Origin of the sequence: Pacificimonas flava, from assembly GCF_000342165.1 — a bacterium.
Lineage (GTDB): Bacteria > Pseudomonadota > Alphaproteobacteria > Sphingomonadales > Sphingomonadaceae > Pacificimonas > Pacificimonas flava.
The window spans coordinates 145,500-164,180 of sequence record NZ_AMRV01000003.1 but is presented as its reverse complement, the minus strand read 5'-3'; the positions used below and the strand labels follow the sequence as shown (position 1 = coordinate 164,180).

The 18,681-nt window shown below is 65.4% G+C and carries 17 protein-coding genes; 7 read left to right on the top strand and 10 right to left on the bottom strand.

Features of this window, described 5'->3' with window-relative positions; all coding sequences use genetic code 11:
- Positions 1–6: 6 nt before the first annotated feature.
- Both C725_RS05920 and C725_RS16485 read right to left on the bottom strand, forming a co-directional pair.
- On the bottom strand, positions 7–1,413 hold the full coding sequence (locus C725_RS05920; RefSeq protein WP_008600926.1) for a PQQ-dependent sugar dehydrogenase: 1,407 nt from the start codon (positions 1,411–1,413) through the stop codon (positions 7–9).
- Positions 1,410–1,847, bottom strand: a complete 438-nt coding sequence (locus C725_RS16485) for a DUF2231 domain-containing protein (RefSeq protein WP_038281929.1) — start codon at positions 1,845–1,847, stop codon at positions 1,410–1,412. The genes C725_RS05920 and C725_RS16485 overlap by 4 nt, the downstream gene beginning before the upstream one ends.
- Before the next feature lie 236 nt (positions 1,848–2,083).
- On the opposite strand from C725_RS16485, the gene C725_RS05910 reads away from it, so the two are divergent.
- The 6 genes from C725_RS05910 to C725_RS05885 all read left to right on the top strand — a co-directional run bounded on the left by C725_RS05910 (position 2,084) and on the right by C725_RS05885 (position 8,291).
- Positions 2,084–4,345 carry a TonB-dependent siderophore receptor gene (locus C725_RS05910; protein ID WP_008600922.1) on the top strand — a complete coding sequence of 754 codons (2,262 nt, stop codon included), beginning with the start codon at positions 2,084–2,086 and terminating at the stop codon, positions 4,343–4,345.
- Positions 4,342–5,178, top strand: a complete 837-nt coding sequence (locus tag C725_RS16370) for an alpha/beta hydrolase (protein WP_008600920.1) — start codon at positions 4,342–4,344, stop codon at positions 5,176–5,178. The genes C725_RS05910 and C725_RS16370 overlap by 4 nt, the downstream gene beginning before the upstream one ends.
- Positions 5,175–5,447 (top strand): hypothetical protein, encoded by a 273-nt coding sequence (locus C725_RS05900; RefSeq protein ID WP_008600918.1) that lies wholly within the window; start codon positions 5,175–5,177, stop codon positions 5,445–5,447. The genes C725_RS16370 and C725_RS05900 overlap by 4 nt, the downstream gene beginning before the upstream one ends.
- Positions 5,444–5,734 carry a hypothetical protein gene (locus C725_RS05895; protein WP_008600916.1) on the top strand — a complete coding sequence of 97 codons (291 nt, stop codon included), beginning with the start codon at positions 5,444–5,446 and terminating at the stop codon, positions 5,732–5,734. Before C725_RS05900 ends, C725_RS05895 begins: the two co-directional genes overlap by 4 nt.
- Entirely contained in the window at positions 5,731–7,314 is a 1,584-nt protein-coding gene (locus C725_RS05890; protein WP_008600914.1) for a PepSY-associated TM helix domain-containing protein, read from the top strand. The genes C725_RS05895 and C725_RS05890 overlap by 4 nt, the downstream gene beginning before the upstream one ends.
- 320 nt (positions 7,315–7,634) lie before the next feature.
- Entirely contained in the window at positions 7,635–8,291 is a 657-nt protein-coding gene (locus C725_RS05885; RefSeq protein WP_008600913.1) for a PEP-CTERM sorting domain-containing protein, read from the top strand.
- Between the two features lie 116 nt (positions 8,292–8,407).
- On the opposite strand, the gene C725_RS05880 is transcribed toward C725_RS05885, so the two are convergent.
- The gene (locus C725_RS05880; protein ID WP_008600911.1) at positions 8,408–9,511 is read right to left on the bottom strand and encodes an aldo/keto reductase; all 1,104 of its coding nucleotides are present in this window, start codon (positions 9,509–9,511) and stop codon (positions 8,408–8,410) included.
- 313 nt (positions 9,512–9,824) lie between these two features.
- Here C725_RS05880 and C725_RS05875 point away from each other — a divergent pair, with 313 nt between their 5' ends.
- A complete protein-coding gene (locus C725_RS05875; protein ID WP_008600910.1) occupies positions 9,825–10,961 on the top strand; it encodes a P1 family peptidase in 1,137 nt (378 codons plus the stop codon).
- 54 nt (positions 10,962–11,015) lie between these two features.
- On the opposite strand, the gene C725_RS05870 is transcribed toward C725_RS05875, so the two are convergent.
- From C725_RS05870 to C725_RS05840, 7 genes are all read right to left on the bottom strand, one after another.
- Entirely contained in the window at positions 11,016–13,451 is a 2,436-nt protein-coding gene (locus C725_RS05870) for a membrane-bound PQQ-dependent dehydrogenase, glucose/quinate/shikimate family (RefSeq protein WP_008600908.1), read from the bottom strand.
- A 235-nt stretch (positions 13,452–13,686) separates the two neighbouring features.
- Entirely contained in the window at positions 13,687–14,691 is a 1,005-nt protein-coding gene (locus C725_RS05865) for an SDR family oxidoreductase (protein WP_008600906.1), read from the bottom strand.
- A gap of 169 nt (positions 14,692–14,860) precedes the next feature.
- Positions 14,861–15,331: a DUF892 family protein gene (locus C725_RS05860; RefSeq protein WP_008600904.1), complete on the bottom strand. Its 471-nt coding sequence runs from the start codon at positions 15,329–15,331 to the stop codon at positions 14,861–14,863.
- A 79-nt stretch (positions 15,332–15,410) separates the two neighbouring features.
- A complete protein-coding gene (locus C725_RS05855) occupies positions 15,411–15,872 on the bottom strand; it encodes a DUF4142 domain-containing protein (protein WP_008600903.1) in 462 nt (153 codons plus the stop codon).
- A gap of 272 nt (positions 15,873–16,144) precedes the next feature.
- Positions 16,145–16,681 (bottom strand): DUF421 domain-containing protein, encoded by a 537-nt coding sequence (locus C725_RS05850; RefSeq protein ID WP_008600902.1) that lies wholly within the window; start codon positions 16,679–16,681, stop codon positions 16,145–16,147.
- Positions 16,678–17,739 (bottom strand): Gfo/Idh/MocA family protein, encoded by a 1,062-nt coding sequence (locus C725_RS05845; protein ID WP_078056160.1) that lies wholly within the window; start codon positions 17,737–17,739, stop codon positions 16,678–16,680. Before C725_RS05845 ends, C725_RS05850 begins: the two co-directional genes overlap by 4 nt.
- Entirely contained in the window at positions 17,736–18,680 is a 945-nt protein-coding gene (locus C725_RS05840) for an MDR/zinc-dependent alcohol dehydrogenase-like family protein (protein ID WP_008600899.1), read from the bottom strand. The genes C725_RS05845 and C725_RS05840 overlap by 4 nt, the downstream gene beginning before the upstream one ends.
- Position 18,681: the final 1 nt, after the last annotated feature.

Sequence of the window (18,681 nt, the reverse complement as noted above, 5' to 3'; positions counted from 1 at the left end):
TCGTCTCTAGCGTCGCGGTTCGCCCGGGGGTGCTGTCCCGAAGGCTCCTGCCTCCGGCGCCGGCGCTGACGTCGCGTCAGCCTCGGCGCTGCCACGTTCCTGCATTCTAGTGGCGCGTTCGGGGCCGCTATCCGGCACCATCCGCCAGACGGTGTTGGAAAGGTCGTCGCAGATGATCAGCCCGCCGCGCGGATCGACTGTGACACCGACGGGCCGTCCGCGTGTCATCCCGTCCTCGCTGCGAAACCCGGTCACGACATCGACCGGCGGCCCGGCCGGCCTGCCATTGCTGAACGGGACGAAGACGACCTTGTAGCCGACGGGTTTGCTGCGATTCCAGCTGCCATGCTCGCCCACGAACGCCCCCTCGGCGAAGCGTCGTCCCATGACCGCGCTTGAAAAATCGAGGCCAAGCGCCGCCACGTGCGACCCCAGACCATAATCGGGCTTTACCGCTGCTGCGACCTTTTGCGGGTCCTGGGGTCGCACACGCTTGTCGACGTTCTGGCCCCAATAGCTGTACGGCCAGCCGTAAAAGGCGCCCTCCCGCACGGAGGTCAGATAGTCGGGCACGAGATTGTCGCCCAGCTCGTCGCGTTCATTGACGACGGCCCACAATTCCTCGCTGTTCGGTTTGAAGGCCAGAGCAGTCGGGTTGCGAATGCCGGTGGCGAAGGGCCTGTGCATGCCGCTTTCCGCATCGATCTGCCAGATCATCGCCCGGTTGGCTTCGACAGCCAGCCCGCGCTCGCCCACATTGCTGTTCGACCCGATGCCGACATACAGATAGCGCCCGTCCGGGCCGACCGTCAGCGCCTTTGTCCAGTGGTGATTGATCTCCTCGGGCAGTTTGGTGACGCTGATCGGCGCCGCCTCGGCCCTGGTCTGGCCGTCGCGATAATCGAACCGCACGAGTTCGCCCTGATTGGCGACGTAGATGCGTCCATTGGCGTAGGCGAGGCCGTAGGGGGCATCGAGCCCGTCCGCGAAGACAGCGCGCCCTTCGTAAACCCCATCACCGTCGCGGTCCCTGAGCAGGGTCAGCCGATCGCCGCCTTCGACCGAACTCTTGCCGCGGCTTTTGATCTTGGACGCGATGACATCCTTGGGCGTGAGCTTCGGAGCGTGACCTCCGCTCCCTTCGGCGATGAGGATGTCGCCATTGGGAAGCACGAGGGACTGGCGGGGAATCTTGAGATCGGTGGCAATGGCACTGATCGAATAACCCTCCGGCACTTGCGGCACCTGATCCCCCCACTCTGCGGGGTTCGCGATCTCCATGTTCGGAAAAAGGCCTCGTTGCGGCTCGGGCAGGGCGGGTGTCTCTCCATAGCCCGGCTCTTCCGGCGTGTCGGAGCATGCGAGGAGGGCGACCGGCAGAAGCGCGGCGAGAATGAAACGCTTGGGCATCATGCTCTCCCTTTGGCCTTGGCTGCATAGGGACGCAGGGTTCGCAGTCCCGCCCATGTTGCCGCAGCGGACAGAAGGGCTGTGATGACCGAAAGGATCAGCGCCGCGGGCATGGCCCCCCAGGCGTCCTTTGCATGGACGAACGCGTTGACGAGGCCGATCGCGAAGGTGGCAAGCAGCAGCAGACCATAGATGATTCCGCGCCCCGCCCCCCGGATCACGTCGATCGCGGCGAGAAGCAGCGCCAGACCGCAGAAAAGCAGCGCGCCCGCATTCAGCCACGCCGCGAAGTTGGTCCATTGGACCTGATAGCTGGCGGCATAGGTCCAATCCGCCAGCGCGCAGCCGAGAAACAGGGGAAAGCTGCCGGCGAGCAAGAGCGCGTGAAGCGGGTGCGGCGGTCTGGTGGGGCTAAGCGAGAGCGTTCTGGCAGGCATTCGGCATCCTGAAAAGACGTTGCAGGGGCGGCAGTTTTCACAGCTCTTTGTCTTGAAAGCCTTCGGCCGCCTTGCGTTCCTTCTGAGGGACATAATGTGCGCCCGTGCACCTTCGTCTATGCCAGGGGCCGGGCCGGTTTCCTGTCCTCCGCCCTCGCCTCGGTCCGCCCTGCACAATCGTGTTGCATATGAGAACGACTCTCATTAGTGACGGCGGCCATCGCAAAAGGGGGTTTATGTTTAGAACGGGAAACAGCGCGCTTCTGATCGCGCTTCTTTGCTCGGCGGCACCGGTAGGCGCGCAGGATCGCGGTCAGGATGAGTCCGCTGAGGCTGCCGGACGCGACCGTACCATCGTGATTACCGCCACGGGTCTTTCCTCGGCGACCTCCACCACCAAGACCGACTCCCCGATCATCGAATCGCCGCAGAGCATCTCGATCATCAATCAGGACGAAATCGACCTTCGCGCGGCGACCACCGTCAGCGAGGCGCTTGCCTATACATCGGGTGTCCAGGCCAGCCAGTTCGGCATCGACAGCCGGACGGATGAAATTTCCATTCGCGGTTTCGGCGCCGGCGGTTTTTCCTCGAACAACAATTTCGTCGACGGACTCCGGCTTCCTGCCGGCGGGCAGTTCACCCGCTTCTCCTTCGATCCGTTCGCGCTGCAACAGATCGAAGTTCTGAAGGGGCCGTCCAGCGTGCTGTACGGCCAGACCGCGCCCGGCGGCATCGTCAACATGGTTTCCAAGCGCCCGACGTCCACCTTTCAGGGGCACCTGATCGGCCAGGTGCAGGGCTTCAGCGGGCTAGACGACTGGTCGGGACGCATCGGCGCTGACGTCAGCGGTCCGCTGAACGGGCCGGGAAGCCTGCAGGGACGTCTCGTCGGCCTCGCGCAGTCCGGCGGAACGCAGATCGAGGAGGTCGAAAACAGCCGCTATTATGTATCGCCAAGTCTGACGTTCGCGCCGGATTCCGACACCAGTTGGACGCTGCTGGGCCAGTATCAGCGGGACGAGGGCAATGCCACCTACCAGTTCCTGCCGGCGACCGGCACGTATTTCGAAACGAATGGCGGCTATATCGCGAACGACGCGAATCTGGGCGAGCCCGACTGGAACACATTCGACCGCGACCAGATCCTGATCGGCAGCTTCTTTGAACACCGGTTCGACGATACGCTGACATTCCGTAGCAATGCACGCTACACGCACATCGAATCGCTCTACCGCGTTTCCGTGCTCTCCGGCGACACCGTGCAGGACTGCGACACCGAACCGGCCGGCATCGCTGCCGGCGAGAACTGCATTCCCGGCCGCACGATCGGGCGCCGGGCCATTCAGGCGGAGGGCACCAGCGACGGGATCGCGCTCGACAACCAGTTGCAATTCGACCTGTCGACGGGTCCGATCGAACACACGTTGCTGGCAGGCGTCGACTATTTCCATACGGAATGGGAGCATTTCCGCGATCTGGTAACGCTGCCCGGTCTGCCGCCGGGGCAGGTCGACCCGCTGTTCGATATTCTGAATCCGCAGCCTCGCGGCAGCGACAATTACGAAGCGAACCTCGCCCCGCAGATCTACGGCGCGGCCGAAAGCGACCAGACCGGCATCTATTTCCAGGATCAGCTTGCGCTGGGCGGTCTTCGGGTCACCGTGGGTGGCCGCTTCGATTCCGCGACGGACGACAACCGCAACCTGACAAACGACACAGCCTACCGCACGAAGGCGGACGATTTCACCTGGCGGGCCGGCGGTGTCTATCTGTTCGACAACGGCCTCGCGCCCTATTTCAGCTATTCGGAATCGTTCCTGCCGCAACTCGTCGACCCCTCCAGCACATTGACGGGCGAACCGTTCCTGCCGACCACGGGCCGCCAGTATGAGGCTGGTCTGCGCTATCAGGGCGGCCGCGGCATCTATCTGTCGGCCGGCGCGTTCGACATCACGCAGCAGAATGTGCCGACCCGCGATCCCGGTGGAACGCTTTGCGGGCGTCTGGTCTGCCAGATCCAGGCCGGCGAGGCGCGCGTGCGCGGCCTGGAATTCGAGGGGCGCGCATCTCTGCCGACGGGCACGACCCTGATCGCATCGGCCACGCATCTCGATTCCGAGGTGACCGAGGACACCAACGAATCCATCGTTGGGAATGCGATCCCGCAGGTTGCGAAGTATCTTGCCTCGCTGTTCGTCAACCAACGTATCGACGGGGGTGCGCTGGCCGGGCTGGGGTTTGGCGGCGGCGTTCGGTACACCGGCCGCAGTTACGGCGACACGAACAATGTCTTCCACATGCAGGATTACACACTGTTCGACCTGTTCCTGCGTTACGACCTCGACAATGCCGCAGCGATGTTCGACGGCGTATCGCTCTCGCTCAACGCCCAGAACATCGCGGACAAGCGCTACGTGGTGACCTGCAGTTCGCCGCAGTCCTGCTATTACGGTCAGGGCCGCACGTTGACGGCGCGCGTACAGTATCGGTGGTGAGGGGCGCCCGCCTTCTGGCCTCCGCCGCGCTTCTCGCCGCCGCTCCGGCTGCGGCGGCGCCGTGGCAGCTACCCGGGTCCGACGTTGTCAGTGTCGAGGCGCCCGGTGGGGAGACCTACCGCGTCCTCGTCGCGTGGCCCGACGGGCCGGCGCCCGCCGAAGGCTGGCCCGTCCTTTGGCTGCTGGACGGAGAGGACCATTTCGCGGCCGCCGCCCAGACGGCGAGGCGTCTTGCGCGGGGCAGGGGCGCGCCGGATGTCGGTGCGGGTCTCGTCCTCGGCATCGACGCCGGGCCGCTTTCCCGGCGCGTGTTCGATTACACGCCGCAGATCGGACAGGAAACCATATCCGAGGGTTTCCCCGCGCAGGGATTGAAGCCCGGAGGCGTGGGCACGTTCCTGGCGTTTCTCCACGATCGCGTTCGGCTCGTCATCGCCGACCGCTGGCCCATCGACGAGAGCCGCCAGACCATCGCCGGACACAGTTTCGGCGGGCTTGCGGTGCTGCATGACCTCAGGACCGTCGGCGGCTTCAATGCCTATGCGGCGATCAGCCCCTCGCTATGGTTCAGCGACGAGACGGAGCGGGCGAAGGGGCGCGGTTCAGACTCCGTGGAGCTTCTCCTCGCAGTCGGAACCGAGGAGGGCGGCCCCTCCGGAAATTCCGTCGCCGCGGCCAGGGACTACGCTGCCCGCGCACGCGAACAGGGCGTCTCGACCACGGTCCTGACCCTTCCCGGCGCCGCGCACGGCGATACGATGCTGCATGCCATGGGGGCTATCGTCAGGCTGGCTTTCGAAGCGGCAGGCGACGAGGGGCGGACCCAGAAATGAACGGGCTGCTGGGATGCGGAATGGTGCTTGCAGCGTGCGTACTCATCTATGCGGCGGCCCCGCATCAGGAACTCGCTGGCGGCGAAATGCCCCGCAAGTCTCTCGGCCTTCTCGGCGCGGTCCTGATGGGCGCGGGCCTGCTGGTGCTCCTGACATGGGCGGGCAAGGCCACCGCGGTCTTTATCGGGCTGACCGTGGCGATGCTGATCTGGTCGCTCCTGCCGCTGGCCCTGGCCTGGAAGCGCGCACGCCGGGACGGCGCATCGTGAAGCCGCTCAGCAGCAAGGACTGGTTCGGGAAGGCGAGCGCCGCTCTTGTCCTGGGCTTTACGCTGGCGCTGGCGGTCTCGGGTCTCTTCAAGGCGGCCATGGGGCTGAAGGACACGTACTTCTCTACGCCGGGTCAGTTTTCCATGTGGATCATGGGGCCCGTCTGGGCCTTCACGCTCAGCCTGTCGTTCCTGTTCGCGTCGGGCCGGCGGGCCTGGGTCTGGCTGGCGCTCGCAAATCTTGTGCTGTGGTCGCTGCTTTGGCTGATCGGAGGAGTCGCCCGATGAAGGTCCGCACGGACATCGTGAAGATGTACAAGGAGATTCACGGATGGGTCGGAATCGTCTCCGGCCTCGCTCTCTTCATCGCCTTCTATGCCGGCGCGATCACGATGTTCGAGGAGCCGTTGCAGCGCTGGGCGACTCCGCCGGCTCAGCTTGCACCGCCCGTTCCGCTGGAACGAACGCAGGAGCTCATCGACCGCGTTCTGGCCGCGCACCCCGAGGCTGCGGATGACTACCAAGTTCACCTGCAGACCGGGCCGGAGCGACCGGCCCGCATGACGTGGGAAACCGACCTGCCGGGCGGCGGCGGCCATCATGAACATGAAATCTGGTATGCAGCCCTGTCGCCGGACGGCGCGCTGCAGGTCACGCGGCAAGGCCCGTCTCCGGTGGCCGAACTCGTCGACGTCCTGCATCAGCAGGTCGGCCTGCCCTTTCCGCACGAGGTGGCGATGCCGATCATGGGGGCTGTCGCGCTTCTCTACACCATCGCCATCGTTTCCGGCCTCATCGTGCTGCTGCCGAGCCTGGTGAAGGACCTCTTCGCCGTTCGTATCGGCAGGAACGTGAAGCGCATGTGGCTGGACGTCCACAACGTGCTTGGCCTTTTCAGCCTTCCCTTTCACCTGATCATGGCGCTGACGGCGATCATATTCGCCTTTCACGATCAGTTTTACGACGCGCAGGGCGCGGCCTTCGGGGGGGCGCCGCCGCCCGAGGCCGCGGTCGCCGGGCCCGCACCCGAGGCCGATCGCTCCGTCCTCGGACCTATGGGCGTGACGGCTCGGCTCGCCGAACAGGCCCCTGGGTTTCAGCCTGTCGAGATCGGCTACGGTGTCGGCAGGAACGGGATTCCGACCGTGCGGGTGTCCGGGCGGGACGAGCGCTATGGCCTTCGCGGTCCAACCCTGGGTTTTGCGGAGCTGGACCCCTATACCGGCGACCTGACGGGCACCGACTATATGCCGGGGCATCAGGATGGGTGGTCCGCGACCGTTACCAGCTTCTTCGCGCTCCACTTCGGCAATTTCGGCGGGGCGCCGGTGCGCTGGTCCTATTTCCTTCTCGGGATCGCCGGTGCGTTCCTGTTCTACACCGGCAATCTTCTCTGGATCGAGTCCCGGCGCCGGCGGGAGCGGAAGGCGGGGGCGGTGCAGCAGACACGGTCGACGAAGGTTCTGGCCGTGCTGACCGTGGGCGTCCCGCTCGGCTGCGTCGCCGGTATCTCGGTGACGATCGCGGCTGCAAAGCCGTTCGGGGCGAGTGCGACCGAGGGGCTGCACAGCGTGGTTTATTATGCCGTGTTCTTGGCGTTCACGGGTTGGGCCCTGGTGCGGGGAGCATCGCGCGCTGGCAGTGAACTGCTTGCAGCGACGGCCCTTGCGGCGCTGTCTGTTCCGGCGACCACGCTCTTGACCATGGGCCTTCACCCCCCGGTCGTGCCGATCGTCGATTTCCTTTCGCTGATCCTTGCGTTCGCCCTGCTCATCATGTTCCGGCGTACGGCGCTACGAGCCCGGGGCGGCCCGGCGGACAGTGTGTGGGCGAACACACCCCAGCTTGCCGCGACGCAGCAAGGATAGGGCCGACCGCAGCCTACGCGCGATCCCGTCGTGCGTCCGGCTGCGGGGGTGGGAATGAAGGGTGCCGCGGCATGGAATCGCCCAAATGTCCTTTATAGATTAACATATGAAAACTGTTGATTTATACATAGATTGGTCGTTGCGATCACTGTAACGTTACTTGTGTTGGTACAAGTGTCGACTGATTTTACACCTTCTGTGTTTGTTGCGTCTGTGTATCGTAAATTGCGGCATGTCTTCCAAAACATGGTTAACTGGCACGATCTTTGCTGCTCTTTGCTTGCTCAGTGGAGCACGCACGTTCTGAAGGGAGCAGTTCGATGAACAGGCATCTTCTCGCATTGGCAGTTTTCTCGGTTCCAGCCGCAGCGGCGGCAACACCGCTCCCCCCTGGCAGCACCGTCATTATTTCAGACTTTGCAGGAACGCTCGGCACGCAGATTGCGCAATCGAGCGAATCCCCGGGCCTCGGCGTTGCGACCTTCGAGGGTACGTTCCGTTCCGCGGTCTATCAGAACGACGACGGTACGCTCGACTTCGTGTACCAGTTCACGAACGATACCGGCCCCTCCTCCGTTCAGCGGTTGACTTTCTCCGCCTTCGACAATTTCGCTGTCGACATCTTCCGGACGGGTGCGGATATCGACGGCGCCGATGATCTCTTTACTGTCGGAAACCAGATGGCGCTCAATGCCGATCGCTCGATCAGCGGGGAAGCCATCGGCGTCAATTTCAGCGATGGGTCGTTAGCCGGCAGGATAAACCCGGGCGAGAGCTCATTCACCTATATTCTGCGAACGAGCGCGACCAGCTTCACGGACGGGGTGTTCGGTGCGATAAACGGCGGCGCCCTCTCCGTCGTTTCCTTCGCCCCTGAAGAGGCGGACGTGCCGGAACCCGGCGCCCTCGGCCTGCTCGGGCTCGGTGCGCTCGCCCTGGCGTATTCCCGCCGCGCAAAGCGCCCGATGGCGCGATAATCGGAAGCTTGCCGCGCCGGGAACCCACGATCCTGCAGGCTGGGAGCGCCTAGGCGGCCGTCCAGCTTGCAGGATCGTGCCAGCAGTCAGGGCGCTCGCTCCATGAACGGCGCCCTTCAGGCCGGGATGGGTGCGTTTTCTTCGATCAATCTTTCGCTGCGCAGGGCATTCCAGAACGCGCCGTCGATCCGCGACCGCAGGGAATTCGCGTTCTGGACGGCCTGCGTCGCCGACCGCGCTCCGGGAATGATTGCTGACACCGCCGGATGTGCCAGGGCGAAGTGCAGCGCCGCCGTCCTCAGATCGGTGCCGTGCTCCTGCGCCAGCGCTGCGATCCGCGCCCGCTTGACGCGCATCTCCTCTGGCACAGGGCCATAGTTGAAGCGCTCCTTGCCGGCCAGGAAACCGTCGTTCAGCGGCGCGCCGACGACGACGGAGGCGCCCCGCTCTTCAACCACTGGCATCAGGCGGTTGAGGGCGTCCCTGTGCTTCACCAGCGAATATTGCGTGGCCGACAACATGATGTCGGGATCCGCCACCTCGAAGGCGCGCAGCGCGGGTTCGATCGTATTGACGCCCATGCCCCAAGCCTTGATCAGCCCTTCCTCTCGCATCCGCGTGAGTTCGGGAAACGCCCCTTTGGCGGCGATCTCGAAATGTTCCGTCCAGTCCTCGCCCAGATCGGCGTTGTCGGGCGACAGGTCATGGACGAAGACGATGTCGATTTGCGCCAATCCCGTCCGTTGCAGGCTCTGCTCGATGGATCGCCGCGTGCCCTCCGCGCTGTAATCATATTCATGCCGCATGGGCGGGACCTGCGCCCAGTTCCCGACTTTGGTGCCGGCCACGCTGGCATCGGGCACCAGCACGCGCCCGACCTTCGTCGACAGGGTCCATTCGTCTCGCGGCTTGTCGTCGAAGAAGGTGCCGAAGCGTCGTTCCGAAAGACCGAGGCCGTACCAGGGGGAGGTGTCGAAATATCGCACGCCCTCGTCCCACGCCGCCTGCAGCGTCGCTGCGGCCTGCTCTGCGGGCGTGCGGAAATGATTGCTGCCGACCTGCGTGCCGCCCATGCCGAGCCGCCCTTCGGGGCGATATCTCGAGCTCTCATTGCCATTCCGCGGCAGCGGCGCCGCGCCGCCACGCTGCGCCAGGGCCGGAACGGTTAGCGCTGCCGCGATTCCTGCGGTGGCGCCCAAGAATCTACGCCGGGTGGTCATTGGATTGTCTCCCCTTAAACGCGCGGCAGGCATGCTGCTTGGACTATAAGGGCAACGGCTCAGCATTCGGCTGGTTTCAGGAGTCCGTACGAAGCCCCGGAAAGACGCGGCGGTGGCGCCCACCCGGCTCGCCGCTATCCGTCATCTCCTGCAGCAAAGCGTGCGGCCCGCGCCGCCAGTTCCGGGACACCGCTTTGTGCGCGCCCGGATAAACGCTACCGTCCCATCCGCATGGCGCGTGCGGCCGGATGGCGATGCCGGGTTCGGGTATCAACGACGTTGGGAACGGCAGCCTCTATGGCTGCATGGGGGTATGAGGATGAAATTGAAGCGTTCGATTTTGGTGATGGCCGCTGCACTTGGTGCTTTTGCGTCCACTCCCGCCCCGGCGCAGCGCGCGCGTGAGGCCGGTGTCGTCATCGGCATCCTCGACCCCGGGCCGCTCAACGCGATCACCGATGTTGATGGAGTCCAGGTCGGGCATGTGACGATCCGGGAAGGGCGTGACATCAATACCGGCGTCACCGCGATCCTGCCCCATGACGGCAATCCCTTTCGTTCGCGCGTGCCTGCCGGTTTCGTGGCGTTCAACGCGTTCGGAAAATTCATCGGCTCCACCCAGGTCGTGGAACTGGGCGAGATAGAGACGCCGATCCTGCTGACCAACACGCTGAACGTGGCCGAAGCCGCAGCGGCAGCCGTCGAATGGACGCTGGACCAGCCGGGCAACGAGGCCGTGCGCTCGGTCAACGCCGTTGTCGGCGAAACCAATGATGGCTTTCTGAACGACATTCGCCGGCGCCGCGTCACGATCGCGGACGCGCGCCGCGCGATCGAAAACGCGAAGGGGGGCCGGGTGGAGGAGGGGGCAGTGGGCGCGGGAACCGGCACCATCAGTTTCGGCTTCAAGAGCGGCATCGGAACCGCCTCCCGCAAATTGCCGGACTCCCTGGGCGGCTGGACGCTGGGTGTGCTCGTTCAGGCCAATTATGGCGGCGTTCTCGACATCGCAGGCGTTCCGGTCGGGGTGCGGCTGGGCCAATATGAGTTCAAGGATGATGTCGACCGCGGGACCGCCGACGGCTCCGTCGTCATCGTCGTCGCGACCGACGCGCCGCTTTCCGACCGGAATTTGCGCCGCGTGGCGGAACGGGCCTTCATCGGGATTGGCCGCACCGGGTCCTCCTTCTCCAACGGATCGGGCGATTATGCGATCGCATTCTCGACCAGCATGGACGTGCGGCGCGAACGCGATGAGGGGCGGATCGCGCAGATCGGCGACCTGTCAAACGCGGCGATGACGCCGCTTTTCCAAGCCGCCGCGGAAGCGACGGAGGAGGCTGCCATCAACGCGCTCTTTGCGGGCGAAACGGTGGCGGGGCACCGGGGGACTGCCGAGCGCTTGCCGGTGGAAACCGTGCTGCCGTGGTTGACGTCGGCAAGCGACTGAGCGCGCGCCGCCCCGCCTTCGGCCAGCAAGCTGGCAACGGCAATCGCTTCAGGGTCATTCTGCCCGCGCCGAAGACGCACCCTCTCCTGCGGGCAAGGCATAGGCTATGACTTCGTCACCGACGGGCGTTTCCATGAAGTGGTGGCCGCCCGCCATGATGACGACATATTGCCGCCCGTTCGCGCTGTAGGTCATCGGTGTCGCCTGGCCGCCGGCCGGAAGCGCATCCTCCCACAGCGTCTCGCCCGTTTTCAGGTCGATGGCGCGGAAAAGATCGTCCGTCGCCGCCGCGATGAAAATTAGTCCTCCCGCCGTGATGACGCTGCCGCCATTGTTGGGCGTGCCGATGTCAACGGGCAGTCCTGAGGGGATGCCGAAGGGCCCGTTGCGCCGTGCCGTGCCGAAGGGACGATCCCAGATCGTCTTTCCCGTGCGCATGTCGATGGCGCGAATGCCGCCATAGGGCGGACGCTTGCAGAGAAGGCCCGTGAACGGAAGGCGCCAACCCGCATTCACGTCGATCGCGTAGGGGGCGCCCATTTGCGGGTCGCCCGCGCCTTCCGCGCCGCCGCCCATATCGCCGCCGCGCGCTTCGCCCCTTGGCGCCCAGCCCTTTTCGTCGGCCTCGGCGCGCGGAACGAGCCGGTTGTAGTTGGGCATGTCGTTGTAATTCGCCACGATGACGCCGCTGCGCGGATCGACCGCAATACCGCCCCAGTCGGAGCCGCCATTATAGCCGGGATATTCGATCCAGCGGCTGTCCGCCGTCGGCGGCGTGTACATGCCCTTGTAGGATGCGCGGCGAAACTGGATGCGGCAGGCCATCTGATCGATGGGCGACATGCCCCACATGTCCCTTTCCGTCAGGACGGGCTTGGCGAGCGTATGATATTCGGAGAAGGGCTGCGTCGCCGCCCGTTCCTCCGGTTCGACGCCGCCCTGCGGCACGGGCCGTTCGACGACGCCCGTGATGGGCTCGCCGGTGCGCCGGTCCAGCACATAGATGTCCCCCTTTTTGCTGGCCAGGAACAAGGCGGGGCGGCCGCCGGGCAGGTCGACCAGGGTCGGCTGGGAGCCGAGATCGTAGTCCCAGACATCCTTGTGCACCGTCTGGAAATGCCAGGCCGGCCTCCCGGTTTCCGCATCCAGCGCGACGAGTGAGGTGGAATATTCATTCTCCGCAGCCGTCCGGCTGCCGCTCCAATAGTCCACCGCGGCATTGCCCATGGGCAGATAGACGAGGCCCAGGGCTTCGTCGCCGCTCGCCATCGTCCACATGTTCGGCGTGCCGCGCGTATAGGTGTCGCCGGGGGCAAGGGGAGGTTGCAGGTCCGGCGCGGCCATGTCCCAGGCCCAAACCTGCTTCCCCGTCACCGCGTCGAAGCCCTGAATGACGCCGGACGGCGCGCTCAGCTTCTGGCCGTCGAGCACCTGATGCCCCGTCACGATCACGCCGCGAACGATCACGGGCGGCGAGGTGATGGACACCATGCCGGGCACCACCGGCCCCATCCCCTCCGTAATGTCGACGGCGCCGCCGGCGCCGAAGCCGGCGCATGGCCGCCCGGTCCGCGCATCGACGGCGATCAGCCGGGCGTCGAGCGTTCCTTCGATGATGCGCTCGGCGCAGGCGCTGCCAGGTTCGGCGGCGCCTGCCGCAGCGGCGTCGAAATGGGTGACGCCCCGGCAGGCGGCCGTGTAGGGAATCCAGTCGTCGGGAACATCGGGATCGTAACGCCAGCGCTCCTCTCCCGTCGCTGGGTCCAGGGCGATCAATATGTTCGTCGCGGAGCAGAGATAAAGCGTGTTGCCGATCTTCAGCGGCGTGGTTTCCGCACCGTAACTGCTCTCCTCCGGCTCTGCCGGCATGTCGCCGGTATGCGCGACCCATGCCCGCTCCAGGCGGCCGACATTGGCGGGCGTGATCTCGGCAAGCCGGGAGAAGCGCTGCGCTGCGTCGGAGCCGCCATAGACGGGCCAGTCGGCGCTGGCCGTGGCGGCGGCGGGTGCGGTGAAATCCTGCGCCGGAAAGGCGCCGGCCGCACGCGAAGATCCGCCGTCGGCGACCGCATAGCCGCCCACGACCAATACCCCGAGGACGGCCGCCGCAACGCCGCCGGCCACCTTCATCGACACGCGTGCGCCGCGCAGCAGCGGCATGAGGAGAAGTGCCAGGAGAAGCAGCACGGCCGGTCCGACGACGCGCGGCACCAGCGCCCAGATGTCCGGTCCGACTTCCCAGAAGGCCCAGGCCAGCGTAGCCGCGAACAGGACGGCGTAGAGCCAGACCCCGGCAATCTTCTGCCGGGCCAGCAGCACACCGCTGATCAGCAGAGCGACGCCGGCGCACACATAGTAGAGGGAGCCGCCCAGCGCCGCCAGCCACGCGCCGCCAGCGGCCAGGACCGCGCCGATGATGACATAAAGGCCGCCGAGAAGGCGAGGCAGCCAAAGGCGAGCGCCTGATGGAATCTCGGTATCGTCTCTCATCGTTCGCGGCCTTCCGTTCCGTGGACACCTGAAGCGTAGAGGAGTGTTCACGCGGTGCAGCCAAGACCTGCTGCCACGCTTCTCCATCATTTCCGCCGCGGCTTCCTGTTCATCTCGGCGCTTCGCACCCATTCGGCCCAGGCGCACTTAACTGGTTTATGATAAGGGGGAACGCCGGTCTTGGCAGTCGTCTCAGGCCGGCCTCGCACGGCGCCCCTTCCGCTCTCCCGCCGGGCTAGGCACCGGGTTGCGGGTCGCCGCCGGTGGCACCGAAGACCTGGCCGGTCGAATAACTGAAGGCGGGATCGGCAAGCGCGACATAGAGCGGGGCGAGTTCGACCGGCTGTCCGGCCCTGCCGATCGGCGTGTCGGCGCCGAACTGCGGTAGGGCGTCCTTCGGCTGGCCGCCGCAGACCTGAAGCGGTGTCCAGATCGGACCCGGGGTCACCGCGTTCACGCGAATCCCGCGCGGGGCAAGCTGCTTCGCCATGGATTTGGTGAAGGTCAGGATGGCAGCCTTGGTCATCGAATAGTCGATCAACCCCTCGGGGGCCGTGGCCGCGACTTCGCTGGCCGTGTTGATAATGGCCGATCCGGATTGCAGGTGCGGCAGCGCCGCCTTGGTCAGCCAGAACATCGCGTAGAGGTTCGTCCTCATGGTCTGGTCGAACTGCTCGTCGGACAGCTGCTCAAGCCCCGGCACCCATTGCTGGTAGGCGGCGTTGTTGACGAGGATGTCGAGCCCGCCAAGCTGGCTCATGACCTGCTGGGGAAGGCGGGTCGTATAGTCCTTGTCGCGCAGATCGCCGGGAAGGGCTGCAAATCGCCGCCCCTCCTGCTCCACGAGGGCGCGGACGCTGCGGGCGTCGGGCTCTTCCGCGTCCAGATAGGCGATGGCGACATCGGCCCCCTCCCGCGCGAAGGCGATGGCGGCGGCGCGGCCGATGCCGCTATCGCCGCCGGTGATCAGCGCGCGCTTTCCCCGCAGCCGTCCGCTGCCGCGATAGGTCCGCTCGCCATGATCGGGACGCGGGTCCATGCGTTCGGCAAGGCCCGGCCAGGGCTGTTGCTGCGCCGCGTAGGGCGGCTGGGGAAAGCGGGCCGCCTGCGCCGTCATGGGCGCGTCGGTGCCCGCGGAGGCCGCCTTGTTCTGGGCGAAGGCAGGCGCCGCCGCGGCGGCGCTGCCGAACAATGCGGCGCCGGCAACGAAAGCGCGGCGGTTCGGATCATGTTGATTCACAAGGGGCCTCCACTGATCGGTTCTGCCGGACGAAGATTTTGGCAGCAGCGTCTCGCCTGGCGAGACTGACCGTCCCTCGATCCTGTGCCATGATGCACGTCCGGACTGTCGAACCAAACGCCATGTTCGGCAGCCGGCGCCATCACATGGATCAGGCCAGGAGAAACCGTCAAACCGCGGTGCGTTCGACAAGCAGTCGCTGCAAGCGGCTGTCTTCGGAGGAGAGTTGCTCCGCATTCCTCCGCAGGGCGTCCACCACGTCGCGTTTCGACAGGCGGTCGGCGACGACCAGCGCGGTTTCTGTCGACACTTCCTCCGCGGCCAGGGCCTTCCTGACTGCGCCGATCAACGCGATGTCCAAAAGGTGGCCGGTGGCGATCGTCCTGGTATCGCGACAGGCATCCGCCACGATTCCGGCCATCCAGAGGTTTTCGGCGCCGTGCAGGGAATAGTCCAGCGCTTTCAATCGCCGCAGGCGTACGGCCGCGCCGCTTTCCACGGCGCTGAGCGCGGTCCGGAGTTGCAGGCTCTGGCTTGCCTCCACCAACGCTCCAATCCGATCCGATATCTGCCTGTATCCATCGGCCAGATCCTGCAGACAGACGGCCAGAAGATCCTCGGATTTTGCAGTCAGCGGCACAGAATGGAACCTTTGGGCGAAATGCTGAGGGCTGCCTAGAGCGGGCATAGTCCCGATGCTCTCGGCATGGCCGCCCGCATCACATCTGCTGCAGGGCCTGGATATGCTGGCGGATGATCGGGACCGCGGCGTCGGCGGCCTGGCGCAGTTCCGGGGTGTCGCCGGACTCGGAATAGGTCTGATGCAGGGCCAACGCCATATCATGGGCCTGCCGTTGCTGCTGCGTGTAAAGACGGTCGAAGGCCTCGCCGGAAAGAGGCTGGAGCGCCTCCATCATGCGCTGCTGCGTCTCCATCAGGCGCGGCGGTGGCGGCGTCAGGCCGGCAGACCGCGCAGCCGTCGTCACGCTGTTCGTGGTCTGCGTATGATGATCGATCATCATTTGCGCGAAGCGCCTTACGTCGGGGCTCGCCGCCTTCTGCAGCGCCAGGCGGGACGACTCGATTTCATACATGTCGCTGGCTCCAGCGGCAGAGATATACGGCATGGCGCTGGTCGGCGTACGTTCGGCGGCGGAGGGCGCCTGAACAGCGTCGTCCATTCCGTCCGCTGCACATGCCGCGAGGCCCAAGGCCGCGCAGCCGAATAATAGAGATACCGTTTTCATGATCTACCTCCGAAGGCGTTCGGAAGTAAGAACGTGCACCCAAGTTCAGCGGTTCCTTTTACTTTGTAGAATACAAAGTTATTATAAAAAGTAAAATTGCCGCTTTAATATCTATACAGACGCCACTGATCGGCAATATTTCGGTTCGCCTATTATTGCCGCCGAAGCTTCCGAGACAGGCGCCGGTTTTCGATCTGCTGGACCGATCATCGCGATCGTTCCGATCCAAACTCCTGGACGGTGCCGCTGCGTGCGGCGCCCTGCTGATGCCGCGGAATGATCGACATCGCTCCATTCGTTTCCAGCACGACCCATCCGGCTTCGGATACATCGACGAGGCCGGCTTCTCTCAGCTTCGCCTCAACCTCCGGCAAGGCGACACGCTCCTGCCGCATGGCCTCGCGCAGATACATTCCGTTCCTGACCAGGAGGCGCGGCTCGGCCCGCACAACACGTCGAAAGCTCTGGCTTCGAAGAGCCAGATGCGTGGTCAGCCACTGGCACGCGGCGAGCACGAGGATCGCAACTGCCGCCCCTGCGAGGCTGACATTCGGCAGCAGGATTCCCGATGCGACAATCGACCCGACCGTGATCATGATGATCCAGTCGAAATTGTTCATCTGGCTGGTCGTGCGCTTCCCCATCAGCCGCACCAGCAGCACGATGAAGATGAAGAAACCTGCGCTTGATCCGGCTATGAAAAGCAGGCGCTCGACCGTGTCTGGCAGAACACCGGCCTTCATCGCGCCAGGGCTGCGGGCCGCGCGTCCCCGGCTGGCAAACCGGTCGTCGAAGCGGACATATGACACCCGTACAGCCCGTCGAGCAGCCGCGCCGATCGGGCGAAATCCTCGGCTTCGGTATCGTATCCCGCCCCCGCCGCCAGGGTGCGCGCCCAGTCGACGGCCATGCGTCCGCCCCAGTCGTCCGTCCCCTCGAACAGCAGATCACGGCGGGTGCTGTCGAACTGCTCTGCGCGGAAGTCATAGAAGCTGCCGCCGACGTTCTCCGCCGTCACCGATGCCTTGGTGCCGTGAAAGGTGGCGCGAATGACCGCATCCTGGCCAAGATTGCTGTGCCAGGAGCAGGCAAGCTGAGCGGCCACCGCCCCCTGCAGAACGATCTGCGCGAGCGCGAAATCCTCGACCGCTTCCGTTTCGGGCGTCAACGGCTGTCCCGCCGCCGACAGATGCGCTGCGATCTGCACGACCTCCCGACGGCCAAGAACGTGGAACAGCATGTCGACGAGATGACTGCCAAGGTCGATCAGACAGCCGCCACCGGACTGCGCGCGATCAAGGAACCAGGGTTTTCCCGGCCCATAGACATTGTGGAAGACCAGTTCTGCCGCATGCACATCTCCCAGCGCTCCCGACCGGACGTTTTCCGCAGCGGCCTCGAAGGCGCGGGCGCGTCGGTACGAATGATCGACGCCCAGCAGGCGATCGGCGCGCCGGGCGGCGTCCAGTACGCGCCGCACCTCCTCGGCATCCCGCCCCAGCGGCTTCTGGCAAAAGACCGCGACGCCGCGTTCCAGACACTGCAGGGCCTCGGCGGCGTGACGTGCGCTCGGTGTCGCGATCATCACCCCGTCGAGATCCGAGCCAAGCATCGCCTGCAGATCGTCCAGCCGTTCGGCCAGCGGATGGGACGCCAATGTCTCCGTCGCTGCGTCCTCGCACGGATCGCAGATCGCAACGATCTCGCAAAGGCCGGTCGCCGCCACCGCCCGCAGCCGGTCGCGGCCGATCCAACCGGTGCCCAGGGCGCCGATACGTGGTTTGCGCGATCCTCCGCTCAATCGAACGTCACCCAAGCCTTCACGAAACCGTCCGCGCGATCCCGCGCGCCATCGAGCGCATCGCCGAGCCGTTCGAGCGCATATCGATGGGTAAGGAGGGGGGCCGGATCGATCCGGCCGCTCTCCATGGCTGCAATGGCCTCCGTCACGCCGCGGCGCTGGACGGCGGGGTCCCGTTCATGCGCGTTGACGACATCGATGCCCTTCCAGTTCCACATCTGCATGTTCACCTGCCGCGGACCGTCCTGATGATAGCCCGCAACGACGAGCCTGCCGCCTTCCGCGACGAGATCTCCCGAAAGGTCGAGGCTATCCTGCATGCCGACCGCCTCGATGACGCGCGCGCAGCCCGCGCCATCCGTCAGTTTGCCCACCGCTTCGCCGATGGCGGCTCGGCCAAGGCCCAGGGATAGGACGTGGTCCGCGCCGTAGCGGCGGGCGAGATCGAGCGAGAAGTCCCGCCGCGAGATGGCGATCACGGATGCGCCGGCGTCCTTGCAGAGCCCCGTCAGCAGCGCCCCCAGAAAACCGATGCCCACGATGGCGACAGTCATGCCCGGCTGCACGTCGCTGCGGCGAAAGATGTTCATCGCGCAGCCGAGCGGTTCGCCGGGCACCGGCTGGTCGCTGAGCGCTTGCGGCAGGGGGAGCACCTCATCCTCGGCTGCAAGATCATATTCGGCGAAGCTCGAGCCGGAAAGCGTCGCCACCCGCATTCCCGCCTCGATACCGCTGACCGACGGACCGATCTTGTCGACGAGACCCCAGCCTTCATGACCCATGGCGCCGGGCTCGGTCGGGAACTCCATCCACGGCGGTCCCGCCCATGGCCCCAGATTGGACGCGCAGACGCCGCAGCCCTGCAGGCGAATACGGACCTGACCAGGCCCCGGCTCCGGCAAGGGCGCGTCGACGATCTCGATGCGCCCCGGTGCGGTCATC

Coding starts and splice junctions, on each gene's coding strand:
- C725_RS05870 (WP_008600908.1), bottom strand. CDS start 13,451: ATGAGAGACGATACCGAGATTCCATCAGGCGCTCGCCTTTGGCTGCCT.
- C725_RS05880 (WP_008600911.1), bottom strand. CDS start 9,511: ATGACCACCCGGCGTAGATTCTTGGGCGCCACCGCAGGAATCGCGGCA.
- C725_RS05910 (WP_008600922.1), top strand. CDS start 2,084: ATGTTTAGAACGGGAAACAGCGCGCTTCTGATCGCGCTTCTTTGCTCG.
- C725_RS05885 (WP_008600913.1), top strand. CDS start 7,635: ATGAACAGGCATCTTCTCGCATTGGCAGTTTTCTCGGTTCCAGCCGCA.
- C725_RS05900 (WP_008600918.1), top strand. CDS start 5,175: ATGAACGGGCTGCTGGGATGCGGAATGGTGCTTGCAGCGTGCGTACTC.
- C725_RS05850 (WP_008600902.1), bottom strand. CDS start 16,681: ATGAAGGCCGGTGTTCTGCCAGACACGGTCGAGCGCCTGCTTTTCATA.
- C725_RS05855 (WP_008600903.1), bottom strand. CDS start 15,872: ATGGACGACGCTGTTCAGGCGCCCTCCGCCGCCGAACGTACGCCGACC.
- C725_RS16485 (WP_038281929.1), bottom strand. CDS start 1,847: ATGCCTGCCAGAACGCTCTCGCTTAGCCCCACCAGACCGCCGCACCCG.
- C725_RS05920 (WP_008600926.1), bottom strand. CDS start 1,413: ATGATGCCCAAGCGTTTCATTCTCGCCGCGCTTCTGCCGGTCGCCCTC.
- C725_RS05875 (WP_008600910.1), top strand. CDS start 9,825: ATGAGGATGAAATTGAAGCGTTCGATTTTGGTGATGGCCGCTGCACTT.
- C725_RS05840 (WP_008600899.1), bottom strand. CDS start 18,680: ATGACCGCACCGGGGCGCATCGAGATCGTCGACGCGCCCTTGCCGGAG.
- C725_RS05890 (WP_008600914.1), top strand. CDS start 5,731: ATGAAGGTCCGCACGGACATCGTGAAGATGTACAAGGAGATTCACGGA.